Here is a 17,774-nt window from a genome sequence, read left to right as displayed (position 1 = left end):
AAAAATGACCGAAGCAGCTAAGAGAATAGAAGAGTTGGTCACCGAATTAAATCAATACGCATATGAATATTATGTTAAAGATCAGCCAACTGTGGAAGATCATGTCTACGACCGTTTATATCGTGAATTGGTCGATCTAGAAACAGCCAATCCAGAGTTAGTCTCTGAATTTTCACCCACCCAAAGAGTAGGTGGAATTATTTTAGAAGGTTTTGAAAAAGCCATTCATAATATTCCTTTATACAGTTTGAATGATGTTTTTAACCAAGAAGAAATTTTTGCTTTTGATCAACGAGTCCAAAAGGCTGTTGGTCATCCCGTTGCTTATACAGTTGAATTAAAAATTGATGGTTTATCCATTTCTTTGCGTTACGAAGAAGGAAAATTTGTTCGAGGAGCCACTCGTGGAGACGGTAGCGTTGGAGAAAATATTACAGAAAATCTGAAAACAGTCAAATCCATTCCAATGAATTTGAAAAGTCCACTTTCAATTGAAGTTCGCGGTGAATGTTATATGCCAAAAGCTTCTTTTGTCCGTTTAAATCAAGAAAGAGAAGAAGCTGGTTTAGAAGTTTTTGCCAATCCTCGTAATGCAGCGGCTGGAAGTTTACGCCAACTAGATACAAAATTGGTTGCCAAACGTAATCTAAGTACCTTTCTCTATGCAGTGGCAGATGTTACTCCTTTAGAGGCAGAAACACAATTCGATATGCTAAACGAATTAGACCAATTAGGATTTAGAATCAATCCAGAAGGGCGTTTGTGTGAGACAGTTGAAGAGGTTTGGAACTATATAGAAGAAGTTCATGAAAAACGAATGGACCTACCTTATGAAATAGATGGTGTGGTAATTAAGGTCAACGATTTTCATTTACAAGAAGAATTAGGTTTTACAGTCAAAGCACCACGGTGGGCTGCTGCTTACAAATTTCCACCAGAGGAAGCTCAAACGACGATTGAAGATATTGAATGGACGATTGGTCGTACCGGAGTTGTCACACCAACTGCTGTTATGCAACCTGTTAGAGTTGCTGGAACAACTGTTAGTCGAGCAAGCCTGCATAATAGTGACTTCATTAAAATGAAAGATATTCGCCTAAATGATACAGTCATTATTTATAAAGCAGGAGATATTATCCCAGAAGTTGCTCAAGTGCTTTTGGAACAAAGAGCAGAAGATAGTCAGCCCTATGATATTCCTACTCATTGTCCAATTTGTGCTAGTGAGTTAGTTCATCTAGATGAAGAAGTTGCTTTGCGTTGTATCAATCCTAAATGTCCAGCTCAAATGAAAGAAGGGTTAAGTCATTTTGTTTCAAGAAACGCCATGAACATTGATGGATTAGGACCTAGAGTTTTGGAACAGATGTACGATAAAGGTTTGGTGAAAGACGTAGCTGATTTATATTTCTTGAAAGAAGAAGAGTTACTTACTTTAGACAAAATCAAAGAAAAATCAGCCAATAATATTTTATCAGCTATTGAAGCCAGCAAAGAAAATTCTGCCGAACGTTTAGTGTTTGGTTTGGGAATTCGTCATGTTGGTTCAAAAGCTGCCAAAATTTTAATGGAACATTTCGAAAATGTTCGCGGATTAAGTCAGGCATCCGAAGAAGAAATCTTGTCCTTGCATACGATGGGAGGCACCATTGCAAGCAGTGTAGTGACCTATTTTGAAAATCAAGAAGTTCATGAGTTGTTAGATGAATTAGAGTCTGCAGGTGTGAATTTCAATTATTTAGGAATCACGACTAGTCAGTTAGCCGCTGTCGAATCTCCTTTTAAAGATAAAACAATTGTTTTGACTGGAAAATTAACCAAATACAATCGACAAGAAGCCAAAGAGAGAATCGAAGCTTTAGGTGGTAAAGTAACTGGTAGTGTATCAAAGAAAACTGATATCGTCGTTGCCGGAGAAGATGCAGGAAGTAAGCTGACAAAAGCCCAAAGTTTAGAAATAACTATTTGGGATGAAGCACAAATGATTGAAGCAATTGAACATAATTAGTACAAATACTTTATTTTCTAAACTTTTCTTTCCCAAACATTGACAAAAAAGTAACAATAACTCTATGATAGATGACAGAAAATCAGCTTTTTTTAAGGTAAGATTAGAGAAATGAAACCTACACAACAAATCTTCGAAAGTTCACTTATTGTATAAGAACGCCGCGAGCCTCTTAGGAGTCTCTTCGGCTGCTGATGTTCAAACTCTGACTAAGTGCTAGCGCACTAATTCAGAGTAATTCATTCAGCTCTTTAAAACACGACAAGTGCTCTTTCTTCGTTTGTTATTTCGGTTTCTTAGGAGAGTTCTTTCTTTAATAAATATCTTTTTTGTGTTATCTAAGCAGAGTATTATCTTAAAACTGGAAGATCATCTGGGAGAAAACGTCCACATCATAGGCATAAGATGAGGATGAATTATCGGATTGTTGGGAGTAGCCTACTCCTTACAATCCGTTTGAACGCCGAAAGCTTTGAGACTCACTAGAGGCTCAAAGCGGTCTCCAGTGATGTGGACGTTTTTGGACGGATGAGCTGGAAGTTTTTATAGTGATGGATAAATATCAAGGTTTTATCGAAAACATTTATGATATTTATTCACTGATTTTCAATTAAATGATACAATACAGTGAAAACAAATGCCTAAAAGCATTGATTTTAAAAGGAGGACATTATGGCGATTAGTGAAGAACAAGTGAAACATGTTGCCAAATTAGCAAAATTATCTTTCTCTGAAGATGAATTGCAAGATTTCACCGTGCAATTAGGAAAGATTATTGATATGGTCGAAACATTAGAAGAAGTTGATACAGAAGGGGTACCATTTACTTCAAATGTCGTCAATACAATCAATGTATTAAGAGAAGATGTAGCGGTTGAAGGTTGGAATCGTGAAGAATTATTGCGTAACGTTCCAGAATCTGAAGATGGATTTATTAAAGTCCCTGCGATTATTGATAACGGGGAGGCCAGTGCATAATGACAAAATTATATGATAAAAGCCTAGAAGAGCTACACACATTATTAGCATCCAAAGAAATCACAGCAACTGAATTAACAGAAGCGACGTTGTCTCGAATTGAAGAAACTGAACCACAAGTAGACTCTTTCATTACAATTAATGATGAAAAAGCTTTAGAAATGGCAAAAGATATTGATGAAAAAGGTATTTCTTCTGAAAATATCTTAGCTGGTATTCCAATTGGGATCAAAGACAATATTGTGACTCGTGATGTGTTAACAACTGCGGCATCAAAAATTTTGTATAATTTTGATCCAATTTATGACGCAACTGTTATGGAAAAAGTTTATCAAGCAGGATTAATTCCAGTTGGTAAATTAAACATGGACGAATTTGCGATGGGAGGAAGTTCAGAAACTTCTTACTTTAAAAAGACTAAAAATGCTTGGGATCAAACAAAAGTTCCTGGTGGTTCTTCAGGTGGTTCCGCAGCTGCAGTTGCTGCAGGTCAAGTCGCTGTGTCTTTAGGAAGTGACACTGGTGGTTCAATCAGACAGCCGGCTGCTTTTAATGGAATTGTCGGTATGAAACCAACTTATGGACGAGTTTCTCGTTTTGGTTTAATTGCTTTTGCTTCTTCATTGGATCAAATCGGTCCATTGACTCGTAGTGTAAAAGATAATGCCTTGGCATTAAATGCAATCAGTGGTTATGATCCAAAAGATGGTACTTCTGCCAATTTAGCTGTTCCAGATTTTACAGCTGGTTTAACAGGAGATATTAAAGGCATGAAAATCGCTTTACCAAAAGAATACTTGGGTGAAGGCGTTGATGCTGGTGTTAAAGAAGCGATACTTAAAGCAGCAGATACTTTCCGTTCTTTAGGAGCAACGGTCGAAGAAGTCAGCTTACCACATTCTAAATATGGAGTAGCTGTTTATTATATCATCGCCTCATCTGAAGCTAGTTCAAACTTACAACGTTTTGATGGTATTCGTTATGGTTACCGTTCAGAAAACGTGAATAATCTAGATGATGTTTATGTAAATTCTCGTAGTGAAGGTTTCGGTACAGAAGTAAAACGCCGTATCATGTTAGGAACCTTCTCATTAAGTGCGGGTTATTATGATGCCTACTTTAAAAAAGCTGGACAAGTTCGTACCTTGATTAAACAAGACTTCGACAATGTCTTTGCGGATTATGATTTAATCATGGGTCCATCATCACCAAACGTTGCTTACGGAATTGGTGAAAATATTAATGATCCGATTAAAATGTATATGAGTGATATTTTAACCATTCCAGTAAACTTAGCAGGGTTACCAGGAATGTCTCTACCTGCAGGATTTTCTGAAGGATTACCAATTGGTTTACAATTAATTGGAAAACATTTTGATGAAAATACGATGTATAAAGCAGCCTATGCTTTTGAACAAGCAACTGACTTTCATACAAAAAAACCAGTGATTTTAGGAGGAAATAGCTAATGAACTTCGAAACAGTCATTGGGCTTGAAGTCCACGTAGAATTAAAAACTAATTCAAAAATCTTTTCTCCAGCACCTGCTCATTTTGGAGCTGAGCCAAATAGCAACACCAATATTGTTGACTGGGGCTATCCTGGAGTTTTACCTGTAATGAATAAAACAGCGATGGAATTTGGTATGAAGGCTGCTTTAGCTCTAAACTGTGAAATTTCTAAAGATACTCACTTTGACCGTAAAAATTATTTCTACCCAGATAATCCAAAAGCATATCAAATTTCTCAATTTGATCAACCAATTGGACATGATGGATGGATTGAAATTGAAGTTGAAGGTAAAAAGAAAAAAATCCGTATTGAGCGTGTTCATTTAGAAGAAGATGCCGGTAAAAACATGCATGGAATCGGGGGTTATTCTCATGTTGATTTAAACCGTCAAGGCACTCCTTTAATTGAAATTGTTTCTGAAGCAGATATGCGTTCTCCTGAAGAAGCTTATGCTTATTTAGAAACATTACGTTCTATTATCCAATTTACAGATGTTTCTGATGTAAAAATGGAAGAAGGTTCAATGCGTTGTGATGCCAATATCTCTTTAAGACCTTATGGACAAGAAGAATTTGGAACAAAAACAGAATTGAAAAACTTAAACTCAATGAACTTTGTAAAAAAAGGTCTAGCTTTTGAAGAAAAGCGACAAGCGAAAGTTTTGCTTTCTGGTGGAGAAATCCAACAAGAAACACGTCGTTTTGATGAAACAACGAATAAAACAACTTTGATGCGTGTGAAGGAAGGTTCTTCGGATTACCGTTATTTCCCAGAACCTGATGTTCCTCGATTTGAAATTGATGATGCTTGGATTGAGAAAGTGAGTGCAAGTTTACCTGAAATGCCACAATCTCGTCGTGCACGTTATATCAATGAATTAGGTTTACCAGAGTATGATGCGATGGTATTAACATTAACTAAAGAAATGTCTGATTTCTTTGAAGAAACGATCGCTGAAGGGGCAGATGCGAAACAAGCATCCAACTGGTTAATGGGGGAAGTTTCAGCTTACCTAAATAGTGAAAAATTAGAACTAGCTGAAACAAAATTAACACCTAGCAATTTAGCAGGAATGATTACTTTGGTAGAAGATGGAACAATTAGTTCTAAAATTGCCAAAAAAGTCTTTCGTGAATTGATCACAAATGGTGGAGAAGCGAAAAAAGTAGTAGAGGAGCAAGGTTTAGTGCAATTATCTGATCCTGCTCAATTATTACCGATTATCAATGAAGTGTTGGATAACAATGAAAAATCTGTTGAAGATTTTAAAAATGGAAAAGATCGTGCGGTTGGGTTCTTAGTTGGTCAAATTATGAAAACAACTCGTGGAAAAGCAAATCCTGGAGTTGTGAATAAACTTCTACAAGAAGAATTAAGCAAACGATAAGAGGGATTTCATGAAAAAAGCTCGGGTTATTTACAACCCTACATCTGGAAAAGAAGCCTTAAAAAGTAATTTAGCGGACATTTTGGATATTTTAGAAACAGCAGGATATGAAGCGAGTGCTTTTGCAACTACACCAACACCTTTTTCTGCCAGAGAGGAAGCTCGACGTGTAGGGGAATCCGGTTTTGATTTGATTGTCGCTGCAGGAGGAGACGGTACCATTAACGAAGTAGTAAATGGTATCGCACCTCTTGAAAAGCGTCCAATGATGGCGATTATTCCTGGAGGTACCACAAACGATTATGCTAGAGCCTTAAAAATCCCTAGAGGAAACATTAAGGCTGCAGCTGAAGTTATTTTAAAGAATCAGACAGTAAGAATGGACATTGGTAAAGCCTCTGAGAACTACTTTATCAATATTGCTGCTGGAGGTCACCTGACAGAATTAACTTACGAGGTTCCATCAGAATTAAAAAGTGTTTTTGGTTATTTAGCTTACTTAGCTAAAGGGGCTGAGCTATTACCTCGAATTAAACCTATTGATATGCACTTTGAATTTGATGAAGGTGAATACCATGGTAATGCTTCCATGTTCTTTTTAGGTCTAACCAATTCAGTGGGTGGATTTGAACAGATTGCTCCGGATGCCAAATTAGATGATGGCAAATTTTCATTAATTATTGTAAAAACAGCGAATATTTTGGAAATTGCTCATTTAGTAGCATTGATGCTTAATAAAGGAAAGCATATTCATGATGATCGTTTGATTTATACTAAAACATCACATCTGAATGTGTGGACGGAAAATAATAGTCAACCATTAATGATTAATCTCGACGGTGAATACGGTGGAGATGCACCAATGCGTTTTGAAAATCTGCATCAACATATTGAATTTTTGGCCAATTTAGATAAAATTCCTAACAATGCAGTAATGGGTGATTTAGATCGCTTAAACAAAGTCAGTGAAGAATTTATTCGTGAAGTAGAAAAACTTCAGGATGAAGACATTGATGGAGACGGAACAATTGGTGAATAAAAAAGGAATGAATACCATTTTGAAACTAGAACGTTTTGAGAATGTTCTAGTTTTTTTAACAGTAAGTGTAGAAAAGCTTAAATTGAAATGAGGAAAATAAAATGAAACAATACCCAGTAGAAAAAAATCAAGTATTAGAAGCAACAATTATCGATCTATCGCATGAAGGAATGGGAATCGCTAAAGTAGATGGTTACCCACTTTTTGTCGAAAATGCTTTAACAGATGAAGTCGTGGAACTAAAAGTGTTAAAAGTAGGAAATAAATTCGGTTTTGGTAAAGTTATGAAATTTATCAAAGAGAGTCCAGATCGTCAAACTGTTGAAAATGAAAACTTATTACGTACAGGAATCGCTCCTTTAAGTCATTTAAGTTACGAAAAACAATTAGCGTTCAAACAAAAACAAGTGGAAAATGTTTTAACTAGAGTTGCTAAAATGCCAGAAATTAATGTACTACCAACATTAGGGATGGAACAACCTTTTGGCTATCGTAACAAGGCGCAAATTCCTATTCGTAAAATTGAAGGGAAATTAACCACTGGATTTTATCGTAAAAACAGCCACCAATTAGTTGCTATTGAAGACTTTTATATTCAAGATCCAGTTATCGACCAAGCAATCCTAACTATTCGCAATATTTTAGAACGTTTTAACATTAAAGCCTACAATGAAGAAGCCAACGAAGGATTCTTGCGTCACATCATTATTAGACGTGGGCATTATTCTCATGAAATGATGGTTGTGTTAGTTACTCGTAAACCAAAATTCTTTAAAGGTGTCGAAATTGCAAATATTATTCATGAAGAATTACCAGAAGTGGTTTCTGTTGTACAAAATGTCAACGAAGAGAAAACCAATGTCATTTTAGGTTCAGCTGAAAAAGTATTATTTGGAAAAGACAGTATTGAAGATCAGTTATTAGGAAAAACATACCGAATTTCATCTAAATCATTCTATCAAGTAAATACCCAACAAGCAGAAGTTTTATATCAAACAGCCTTTGAATTAGCTGATTTGAAAGCAACTGATGTGGTAATCGATGCTTATGCTGGAATCGGTACAATCGGTTTATCTGTTGCTGATAAAGTAGATCATGTATATGGTATGGAAACTATCAAAGAGGCAGTCGATGATGCCAGAGAAAATGCGAAATTAAATGATATTGAAAATGCTACTTATTTAGTCGGTAAAGCAGAAAAAATTATGACGCAATGGGCAAGAGAAGAGATTGCACCAAATGTTATTTTTGTTGATCCACCACGTAAAGGTCTGGAACAATCATTTATCGATGCTGCATGCGAAATGAATCCTGAAAAAATTGTCTACATTTCATGTAATCCAGCAACAATGGCAAGAGATTTGATCCACTTTGCAGAGTTAGGTTATACAACAGATACAATCCAACCTGTCGATTTATTTCCGCAGACTGCACACTGCGAGGCGGTTGCCTTGATAACGAGAAAGTAAAGTCTGGAAACGCCTTTAAAATACTGAGTTTTATAAAATGGAAGAATAGCTATTCACTCTCCTAAGCCCTCGATATGTGTCTGTGGGAACATATCGGGGGCTTATTTTTAGGGTAAAACACTAGTTGTAGTTGAGGAGATAGATTAGATAAAATTGTGGGTTTGTGGAGATAGGATAGATGTAATTCGGAGATATTTACTGACGGATACATTGGAATAACTATAGTTCCAAATCTATTGTTTGGAGATGCATCAGCCGTTTGGGGGAAAAGGGTTCTGAATGTACTGTTCCTACCACAAATGGGGAAACTATAACTGGACGATACTCTTAACATTGTAAACTTTAAAAAAACTGATGCTGCCCCATGAAGAAAACGAAAACCGTAGGAATGATGGACCAAACCAAAAAGTAAAGTAGAGAATTTTAAATGAGGTTATAAACTATTGACATAATAAAAAAAGTATAAGATAATTTGCGTATGCAAATGAGGAGTGGCAAAATAATGGAACTTGATAGTTCAATACTTTCATCTTGCTTGTTTCATACATCTAATCTTTTTGCAAGACGAATGGAAAAACTCGCTGAACATGTATTTAAAGATAAAGAAATCGCACCATCTTATTTATACTTACTTATTTTGGTGAATGAATACCCTGGAACAACTCAAAAAGAATTATGCAATAAATTAGGGATTGCGCCTTCTACAAGCACTCGCTTTATTGATAAGCTTGTAAAAAAGGATATTGTTATTCGCCAAACGGAGTGGAAAGAAACACATATTTATCTTACAAAATATGGCGAAGAGTTAATGCAACAAATGGATGATCAATTTAAAGAGTTATACTATTTATATTCATCTATATTAGGGGAAGAAAAGAGTTTACAACTTGCAAAAGATTTATATGAAGCAAGCGAAATACTAAAAAAAGAGAATCTGTAGTTTTAACCGCTATAATTCTTTTTTTGCTCTATCAATTGCATATACAAATGAAAGAAGGAATGAAATAATGAAATATTTAGTAACTAGTGCAACAGGTGATTTAGCAGGAAAAGCAGTAGAACACTTAAAAAAATTGGTAGCTATTGAAGAGATTGCGGTAACTGTACGTTCAATCGAGAAAGCTCAACACTTAGTTGATGCAGGAATTGATGTACGTGTGGCAGATTTTTTAAATAAAGAGGACTTAGTAAAAGCATTTACAGATATTGATCGTGTATTATTCATTTCTTCAGGTGACCTCTCTACACGCAGTGAACAACAAGCAAATGTTATTGAAGCATTAAAAGAAGCTGGGGTAAAATTTGTGGTTTACACAAGTGCACCGAACGCTCAAGAATCAACAGCAGTAGTAGCTCCAGATCACAAATTAACAGAAAATTTAATTAAAGATGCAGGCATAGATTATACGTTTGCACGTAACAACTGGTACTTAGAAAATGAAGCATTCGTGATTCAAGCGGCAAAAAATAGTGGGTCAATGATATATTCTGCCCAAGAAGGGAAAACTGGATGGGCAATTAAAGATGATTATGCAGAAGCTGCAGTGCGAATTTTAGTAGGATTAGCACCAAAACAAGAAATTTATGAATTAGGTGGCAAACCAATCACATATAAAGAACTTGCCGAAATAGTAAGCGCAGCAATAGGCAAGGAAGTAGAAGCAATTGCATCAACAGATGAACAATTTACTGAACAACTAACACAAGTAGGTCTACCTGCTGAAGTTGCCGGATTCTTCACTATCGTTCAACGTGATATTCGTGAAGGTGCTTTAGATGTTGAAAGTTCCGATTTAGAAAAAGCATTAGGCCGTAAACCTACGTCATTTGATGAAGTAATTAAAGTGCTGTAATTTTTCATAGTATTAATTTTTAATAAGGTTTTATCAATAAGCAGCCCTACTTAATGGAATTGCTCTTGGTAATACCTTTTGTAAAATGGAAAATAGGCTGGAAAGGGGATCTTTTGTTCGAAGTATATCTAAGGAGTGAGTATTTTATAATGTTTTTGAAGAAATAAACTTTAAATAAATCTTTACTTTATTTGAATAACAATCTTCCATAACCTAGTGTAATTAGGAAACAAAAGAATGCCACATACTATCCGTGAAATTAGTGTAGTCCCGTTTTGTTATGTGAAAAATTTAATGGAATAATTAGAATCCAGTTGATATGTTTCCGTCTACCGATAGTGCCAAAAACACAGTGGATATGTTTCCGACAACCTACTGTTCGAAAGACATTCATTCTGTCCTCTAAAGCCATGTTGAGACAGTAGTATCGCTATCAAGGGTTGAGAAGTAAGAGTGTAGAAACAAAAGTAAATAGGGACTTTCCGTGATTTGAAATCTGGTTTTATGCCAGGAGGATAATCACGGTTTTTTATTATGTGTGGATAGGTTACACTAGACTAGACAGAAAAAATAAGGTGTTTACAATAAGAGAGAACACCTGGAGGAAAATTATGTCAAAACGTCAAAGAAGAACCTATTCAAAAGAATTTAAACAACAAATGGTAGACTTGTACAATGCTGGGAAACCGCGAGCAGAAATCGTTCGGGAATATGAATTAACCCCCTCAGCTTTTGATAAATGGGTCAAACAAGCCAATACAACAGGATCATTCAAAGAAAAAGACAACCTAACCCCTGAACAAAAAGAATTAGCTGCTTTACGAAAAAGAAATCAACAGTTAGAAATGGAGAATGATATTTTAAAGCAAGCGGCGCTGATATTCGGACGAAACGACAAGTAATTGATGCCAACAAGCACAAATACTCTATATCAGCGATGTGTCAATGTCTAGGGATTTCTCGCCAAACATATTACTATCAACCAAAGAAAAAACAAAGTGAAGCTGAAATTGAAGAGGCGATAACCGAAACCTTTTATCAAAACCGCAAAGTCTATGGTACGCGTAAAATAAAAAAGAGCCTAGAAAATCAAGGGATTCGTGTTAGTCGGCGTAAAATCGGCAGAATCATGAAGAATCGTGGGTTGAAGTCTACTTATACGATGGCCTACTATAAGCATCATGGGACTTCTTGTAATGAAGCGCCAGTTAAAAATCTATTGAATCGTGAGTTTTCACATAAAAATCCATTAGAAGCAATCGTAACGGATTTAACCTATGTACGAGTTGGAAAGAAATGGCACTATATTTGTTTGATATTAGACTTGTTCAATCGTGAAATCATTGGTTATTCTTGTGGCGAGCATAAATCTGCGGCTCTAGTAAAAAAAGCTTTCAGCCGTATATCTTATCCATTAACAGAAGTAGAACTTTTTCATACGGATCGTGGGAAAGAATTTGATAATCAAACAATTGAAATGATTTTACAAGCATTTGGTATCACACGTTCACTTAGTAAAAAAGGCTGTCCTTATGATAATGCCGTAGCAGAATCTACGTATAAATCCGTCAAAATCGAATTTGTTTATTCAAAAAAATTTGAGACTTTGAAAGAATTAGAACTAGAATTATTTGATTACTTACATTGGTGGAATCATCTTCGTTTGCACGGTACACTTGGCTACGAGACACCCATTCATATCCGTTATCAGAGATTGGCGCAGCAAACCCTTGACAATGAGCATGGTCATGATAGCGAAAGCGAGGCAGCGTAATTCCCAATTGAGCTTCTGCCGTTGAAATTCATGACCATGGAGGCTCGTTGTCAAGGGCAATCGAAACAAAGTGCAAGAATTCTATATACACCTTATAAAATTTGTCAAAATAAGTGTTGCCATTTCATGGTAAAGAAAGATATTGTAAAGAATTTAATATTTCTATTACTAAAATATTAGCAAGGTACAATACATAAATTTTTTAGTTATTTACAATAAACTAAAATTATATCCGTTAATTGTTACATCTAACTATCCTTTTGTTACATTATACACAATGAAAATTAAAAGTATGATATTTTAAATTCAACAAAAATAGAAAGGAGAATAGTGATGGATTTCAAAAAGCCTGAATCAAAAAACTCCAAAATTGGAGCATGTTTAGTTACACCATTTAAATCACGTGTATTGACAGTCTGTTATGTGGGATATTTCTTGGCACTTTAAAAATTGTATTGGTGGTTATTGCATGTAGAATGGGGAGTCTTAATTTATAAATCAGTATTATTTCTGTTTTTATAAATCAAGACTTCTTTTTTTACATTTATTATTTATTTATTTTTTTACGAGGAGAGATAATAATGCAAATAAATGAGAAAGTACGTATCATTCAAACATATGAAGGTGCTACGATAATAAAGGCAGATAAAAAAAAGAACCAATTTGCACGACACGAGATAAATGAATCTGGTTTAGAAATATTGAAATTATGTTTGAACGGCATTAGTAGGGAAGCTATTATACAACAGCTGAGAAATAAATATAATTTAACTGATTTTGAAATTATACAATCGATACATGATTTTATAGAAGAATATATTAACAAAGGGATTATTGAAAATGGAGATAGTAATTCTTTAAACAAAAATATTTATGGACATTCAAAGTTGATTTCTCCAGTAGGGGTATCTTTTGAATTAACAAATGCTTGTCAGCTAAGGTGTATACATTGCTTTAATGATTCGTTTAAAGCTAAACCTAATGAAGTCAATATAAATAAATTTATACTTTTAGCTGAAGAATTGATTGACATTGGAGTTCAAAGTTTTTTTGTTACAGGAGGAGAGCCATTTTTAAAACCGGGGATAGATAAATTAATAGAGTTACTAGGAGAAAAGTCAACAATGTCAATTTTTGCGACTAATGGAATCTATTATCCTAAAAAATATGCTAACTTATTAAAAAAATACGATCAAATCGGTATTCAAGTAAGTATTGATGGACTAGAAAAGACTCACGATATGATTAGAGGACGAAAGGGATCTTTCCAGCAAACAGTATCTAATATTACCAAAATGATTCAAGATGGAAAAAGTGTTTCTGTTGCATTTACAATAAATGATTATAACTTTCATGACCTCGAAGATGTTATTTGTCTAGTAAAAAATCTAGGTTGCTCCCAAATAAGTATAGGTATAACTTCTAATGAAGGTAGAGCCAAAGAAAATAATATTCCGGTAAACCACTATAATAATTTTATTTCTACAGTGAACAAATTTGATAGAATGTATACTACGAATACATTCTTTGTGGGTTTAGATATTTGTGAGGAACAAGTTGATAAGTTACTAAATGAAATACAGTATGCTAACAAGTGTGGTGCTGGTTATCAAAACATTCACGTAACTTCTACTGGCCAGATTACTCCTTGTCCCGCTCTTCCTGAACTAGTACTTGGCGATATTCGGGAACAATCCTTAAGCAAAATTCTTTCTATAGAAAATTTAGAGGATATTTTAAACTTAAAATCCCCAATAAAAGAAGTATGTCAAGAATGTCCTTTATTAGCAAGTTGTGGAAACTGTATTGCATCTGCATATAATAAAAATAAAGAGGAGTGTGCTAGATATGACGAAATTAGAAAAGAAGCTTCAAGATATATTATTGCAGGTTGAATATGAAAAATATAATTCTTTAAACAATAAAATTAGTAAGCAAAATTTCTATAAAAAAACAAATATATATGATAATGAATACATTCAAAAGAATATTTCTAATAAGGAATTCAAAGCAGCTTTGGATTGTCTGGGGATAGAATATTCTAAACTAAAGAAATTAGATGAATTCAATACAAATGTTTCTTTATTACAAAAAGAATTTGATAACTTAACTATAAAGTTTAATGTAAAAATTGACTATGAACTAAATAAAAAAAGTATCTATAAAATTTTTACAGCTTCTAAAGAAAAAGATGTAGATAGTTACTATATTTTGTCTTATAAAATCACTATTGATAACTTCTCTAATTCAGAAGCTGACAATTTAATTATAAATGATTTTTCATTGAAGGAAATAACTAACATATTACTTAATAAAATTCATTTTATGATACGAAATAAAGAACAAGATGATTTACTAGAAAACATTGATTATGAAGATATCGTCCTATCTCCTAAAGCAGCGGCTTTTTTTATTCATGAATGTATAGGACATTTCCTAGAAGCCGACCATTTCATTAAATCCCCACTCAGACTATTAAACATAAACTTTGGTAAAAAATTAGATGTTATTGAAAATTATACTAATAGAACACTTGATGATTCTTTTTTTAAAATAAAAAAAAATATAAAATTGATAGATTGTGGCCAAATTACTAATTTATTAGGAAATAATACTACAAAAAAAATGTATAGAATTCCCAATACTGGCAATACATTTTTCGAGGATAATTCTAATGGTCTCCTGCCAAGAATGATTTCATTAAAAGTTAATAGTAGTAATACAAATGATATTGTCGAACTTAGAAACCCTTTATATATTGAAGATACATATTTAGGGGAAGTAGATATTTATTCTGGTGAATTTTCTGTAGAAGTCACTCAAGCCTTTTTAAAGAATAGTGGAACTTATGTAAAACCCTTTGTATTGAATTTTAATATTAGAGATTTTCTGTTTTTAGAATTGATACCTTTATCTAATTCAAAAAAAGTATCAAATTTATGTAGTAAGACTAATGGTTTAGTAAAAGTTGATATGATTTCTCCTGAAATATTAATTAGAACGGCAAACTATACAAAAAATGAAAGGACTGACTAGCATGAATTGTTCTGTAATTTCTCCCATTTGTTTAGAAGAGGATAAAAGAATCTATTTTTTTGATAATGTTTCTGTAGATTATAAAAAAGATCTCAAAAAAAATTTAGACAAAGTCATAACTTATTTACTTGAAAATAAAATCAAGCTTGAGAATATCGATATTCCAAATTCAGAAATAAACTTATCTAAAACAACAATTAATGAACATGATAATTTATATGTATTAATGCTTGTATGTGTTTCAAAAAATATAAATATGAATTCAGTTATATTTTCAGAAACTACTAAAAAAATTGACGAATCTATATTAAAAAAGCTTGAGAAGTTTTTATATAAAAAAGATAATCGAATTATTAATTTCAAAAAAAAGATATCTATTTTTGAACTAGAATATTTAGTATTTAATAAAAAAAATTTAGATGTCATATTTAATATTATTCATCAATATTTGGAATTTACACCAAGTAACATTATCAAAAATAAGCTATCAGAAAATGTTGATATTTTAACTGAAGAAATATACTTATCTAACAACCAAATGTATCAAAATTATAAAGGTTTTGTTATTCAAAAACCTACACAAACTTTAAAGAAAAGTGTGATGATAGCTTATATAGATGAAATCCTTAATTATTCAACCCTTCTAAATTTTGAGACAAGAAAAATATTTTTTTCTTTAATAATAAGAAATCAAAGTAACTACTCAACTCTACGATTTTCAGTTGATCTTGAAAAATTTCTTAGTAGCTTAGACTATAATGAAGGTATAGATACTACAGGTTTACTATTGAATTTAAATAGTCTGAAAGGAGAAAATAGTGTTAACAATTAATAATTTGTCATTTTCATATGGTTCAAAAAAAGTACTTAACAATATAAATCAAAATTTAGAGACAGGGAAAATATACGGATTGATTGGTGAAAATGGCGTTGGTAAAACAACATTTATGAAAATTCTCTCAGGAATATTGCCACTTAAGGAAGGTGAAATCTATTTCAATGGGGAAAAAAATTTAAAGTCAAATTTTTTTGATAAAAGAATAAGTTTTGTTAGTGATTCGCCTATATTGCTGAATGATTTAACAGTTATGGAGCATTTTCTTCTTATTTGTAAAATTAACAAATATGAAAAGGATGAGGCCATAAATAAAATTGACAAGCTTATTAATTTATTTAAATTAAATGAGTACAGGGATTCGTTTGGTTCTTCTTTATCAAGAGGTACCAAACAAAAGGTAAGTTTAATTATTGGACTATTGCAGGAAGCTTCTCTGATATTGATGGATGAACCATTTATAACTTTGGATCCATTTCAAGTTGAAAGCCTTCAATCAGCATTAACCGATATGATAGATATTCAGAAAATAATTATTGTATCTAGCCATGATTTAGAATCTCTAAAGAATATTTCTCATAATATTTTATTACTTAATGATACTAGTATCTATCAAATCACTAAAGAAGAAACAAATTTAGAAACATTGAAGAGGATGTTAAAAAATGATAACAGCAAATAAATATTCCTACATCTTGCTAATTTTAAAAAGAAAAATTCAGAATATTAATAAAATATTTTTCTTTTATGGATTATTAGCTAGCTTAATTAATATACCATTATTAATAGGTTTTATTTTAGAGCAAAAAGTATATATTTTAAAATTTTTCCCAGTAATTTTTTTTATTTATGTAGTTGCTAAAATTATTCAACCATTATTTTATACAAATTTTTATCCTGAATTGATTAGACTGAAATTTTTTAGTTTAAATGAATTAAAATTAATTATAGCTATTAAAAACTGTCTACTTTCATTAATACTTTTTATTTTTTTTATAAATTATGGCTTTAATACTTCTATAATTTATATTTTATTAGCCAATATATTTGTTAATTTTGTAGACTTTTTTAAGAGTCAAACAAAGAAAAGAGAATCCCTTTCTTATTTTACCGCGTTTTTAATAGTTTTTGGATATTATTTCTCTAGCATAGCTTTGATAATTTCATTCATAATACTAACAATAATAATGTATCTCAGAAGTGATATTTACTTGGTCAATATTTTTGTTTTATCAGATAGCACATACCAAATAAGAGATGCCATTGAAAATAAAAATACAGAGACGCTGATGCAAGCACAAGATAAAATTGATAATAATATCTCCAAAGGTCTAAAAGCTAATCTATTACTAAGTTATTACAACAATAATTTTTTGTTTTATACTTTGTTGGAACTAAGAAAAATTTTTTATTATAAGAAAATTTTTCTTAGATTAATATTACTGAATTTTTTACTTATCATAGTTCCAAATTTAATAGAATTTTCAATTAAAAATTTCATTATAGTTTTACCTTTCTTATGTGGACTTTTTCTAGTATCCAAATTAAATAATGCAGAATTTTCCAGACAAAACTTATTACCATTCAATTTAGGCAAATTTAAATATAATTTCAAACGGAAATTTTCAGCTCAATCGGTTCTTTATTTTCTTTATGTCGTACCCTCATATTTATTACTAGGAAATTACAACCTTGTTTACTTATTCATTATACCAATATTAGTATTTCTAAATATTTCTTACTATACTTTTGTAAACAAATATTTACGTACAATCATTGGTCTATTACAAGTTTTTTTAATTCTTATCATTGGTTTTAATTTATAAGCTCCATAAAATTTTCCCACGAGTACTTGTGCCATATGAATATTCGTAGAATGTTAC

General features: G+C 32.4%; 14 protein-coding genes. All 14 read left to right on the top strand.

Annotated features, from left to right (window positions below; genetic code table 11):
* Positions 1-4 precede the first annotated feature (4 nt).
* The 14 genes from ligA (at position 5) to AC4BBX_RS02340 (ending at position 17,717) form a co-directional block, all read left to right on the top strand.
* A complete protein-coding gene (ligA, locus tag AC4BBX_RS02405; RefSeq protein WP_490454878.1) occupies positions 5-2,008 on the top strand; it encodes an NAD-dependent DNA ligase LigA in 2,004 nt (667 codons plus the stop codon).
* Between the two features lie 672 nt (positions 2,009-2,680).
* The gene (gene gatC / locus AC4BBX_RS02400; protein ID WP_490454877.1) at positions 2,681-2,986 is read left to right on the top strand and encodes an Asp-tRNA(Asn)/Glu-tRNA(Gln) amidotransferase subunit GatC; all 306 of its coding nucleotides are present in this window, start codon (positions 2,681-2,683) and stop codon (positions 2,984-2,986) included.
* A complete protein-coding gene (gatA, locus tag AC4BBX_RS02395; protein WP_490454876.1) occupies positions 2,986-4,455 on the top strand; it encodes an Asp-tRNA(Asn)/Glu-tRNA(Gln) amidotransferase subunit GatA in 1,470 nt (489 codons plus the stop codon). The genes gatC and gatA overlap by 1 nt, the downstream gene beginning before the upstream one ends.
* Entirely contained in the window at positions 4,455-5,885 is a 1,431-nt protein-coding gene (gene gatB, locus AC4BBX_RS02390) for an Asp-tRNA(Asn)/Glu-tRNA(Gln) amidotransferase subunit GatB (RefSeq protein WP_490454875.1), read from the top strand. Before gatA ends, gatB begins: the two co-directional genes overlap by 1 nt.
* A gap of 10 nt (positions 5,886-5,895) precedes the next feature.
* Positions 5,896-6,924 (top strand): diacylglycerol kinase, encoded by a 1,029-nt coding sequence (locus AC4BBX_RS02385; RefSeq protein ID WP_490454874.1) that lies wholly within the window; start codon positions 5,896-5,898, stop codon positions 6,922-6,924.
* Positions 6,925-7,025: 101 nt separating this feature from the next.
* Positions 7,026-8,393, top strand: a complete 1,368-nt coding sequence (gene rlmD, locus AC4BBX_RS02380) for a 23S rRNA (uracil(1939)-C(5))-methyltransferase RlmD (RefSeq protein ID WP_490454873.1) — start codon at positions 7,026-7,028, stop codon at positions 8,391-8,393.
* Positions 8,394-8,895: 502 nt separating this feature from the next.
* Positions 8,896-9,333: a MarR family winged helix-turn-helix transcriptional regulator gene (locus AC4BBX_RS02375; protein WP_490454872.1), complete on the top strand. Its 438-nt coding sequence runs from the start codon at positions 8,896-8,898 to the stop codon at positions 9,331-9,333.
* Positions 9,334-9,400: 67 nt separating this feature from the next.
* A complete protein-coding gene (locus AC4BBX_RS02370) occupies positions 9,401-10,246 on the top strand; it encodes an SDR family oxidoreductase (protein ID WP_490454871.1) in 846 nt (281 codons plus the stop codon).
* Positions 10,247-10,857: 611 nt separating this feature from the next.
* Positions 10,858-12,020 (top strand): IS3 family transposase gene (locus AC4BBX_RS02365; RefSeq protein WP_490454870.1). Its coding sequence is split into 2 segments (ribosomal slippage): positions 10,858-11,134 and positions 11,134-12,020, totalling 1,164 coding nucleotides; the frame shifts between segments, so codons are not numbered across the junction.
* A gap of 581 nt (positions 12,021-12,601) precedes the next feature.
* Complete coding sequence (locus AC4BBX_RS02360) at positions 12,602-13,915, top strand: PqqD family peptide modification chaperone (RefSeq protein WP_490454869.1); 1,314 nt, start codon at positions 12,602-12,604, stop codon at positions 13,913-13,915.
* Positions 13,869-15,056, top strand: a complete 1,188-nt coding sequence (locus AC4BBX_RS02355) for a metallopeptidase TldD-related protein (protein WP_490454868.1) — start codon at positions 13,869-13,871, stop codon at positions 15,054-15,056. Before AC4BBX_RS02360 ends, AC4BBX_RS02355 begins: the two co-directional genes overlap by 47 nt.
* 1 nt (position 15,057) lies before the next feature.
* Positions 15,058-15,888 carry a hypothetical protein gene (locus tag AC4BBX_RS02350; protein ID WP_490454867.1) on the top strand — a complete coding sequence of 277 codons (831 nt, stop codon included), beginning with the start codon at positions 15,058-15,060 and terminating at the stop codon, positions 15,886-15,888.
* Positions 15,875-16,573 carry an ATP-binding cassette domain-containing protein gene (locus tag AC4BBX_RS02345; RefSeq protein ID WP_490454866.1) on the top strand — a complete coding sequence of 233 codons (699 nt, stop codon included), beginning with the start codon at positions 15,875-15,877 and terminating at the stop codon, positions 16,571-16,573. The genes AC4BBX_RS02350 and AC4BBX_RS02345 overlap by 14 nt, the downstream gene beginning before the upstream one ends.
* Positions 16,557-17,717 carry a hypothetical protein gene (locus AC4BBX_RS02340; RefSeq protein ID WP_490454865.1) on the top strand — a complete coding sequence of 387 codons (1,161 nt, stop codon included), beginning with the start codon at positions 16,557-16,559 and terminating at the stop codon, positions 17,715-17,717. The genes AC4BBX_RS02345 and AC4BBX_RS02340 overlap by 17 nt, the downstream gene beginning before the upstream one ends.
* The last annotated feature ends 57 nt before the right edge of the window (positions 17,718-17,774 follow it).

Source organism: Enterococcus sp. AMC1157 (genome assembly GCF_058216555.1).
The sequence above is the reverse complement of the archived record's forward strand: the minus strand, read 5'-3'. Positions and strand labels throughout refer to the sequence as shown.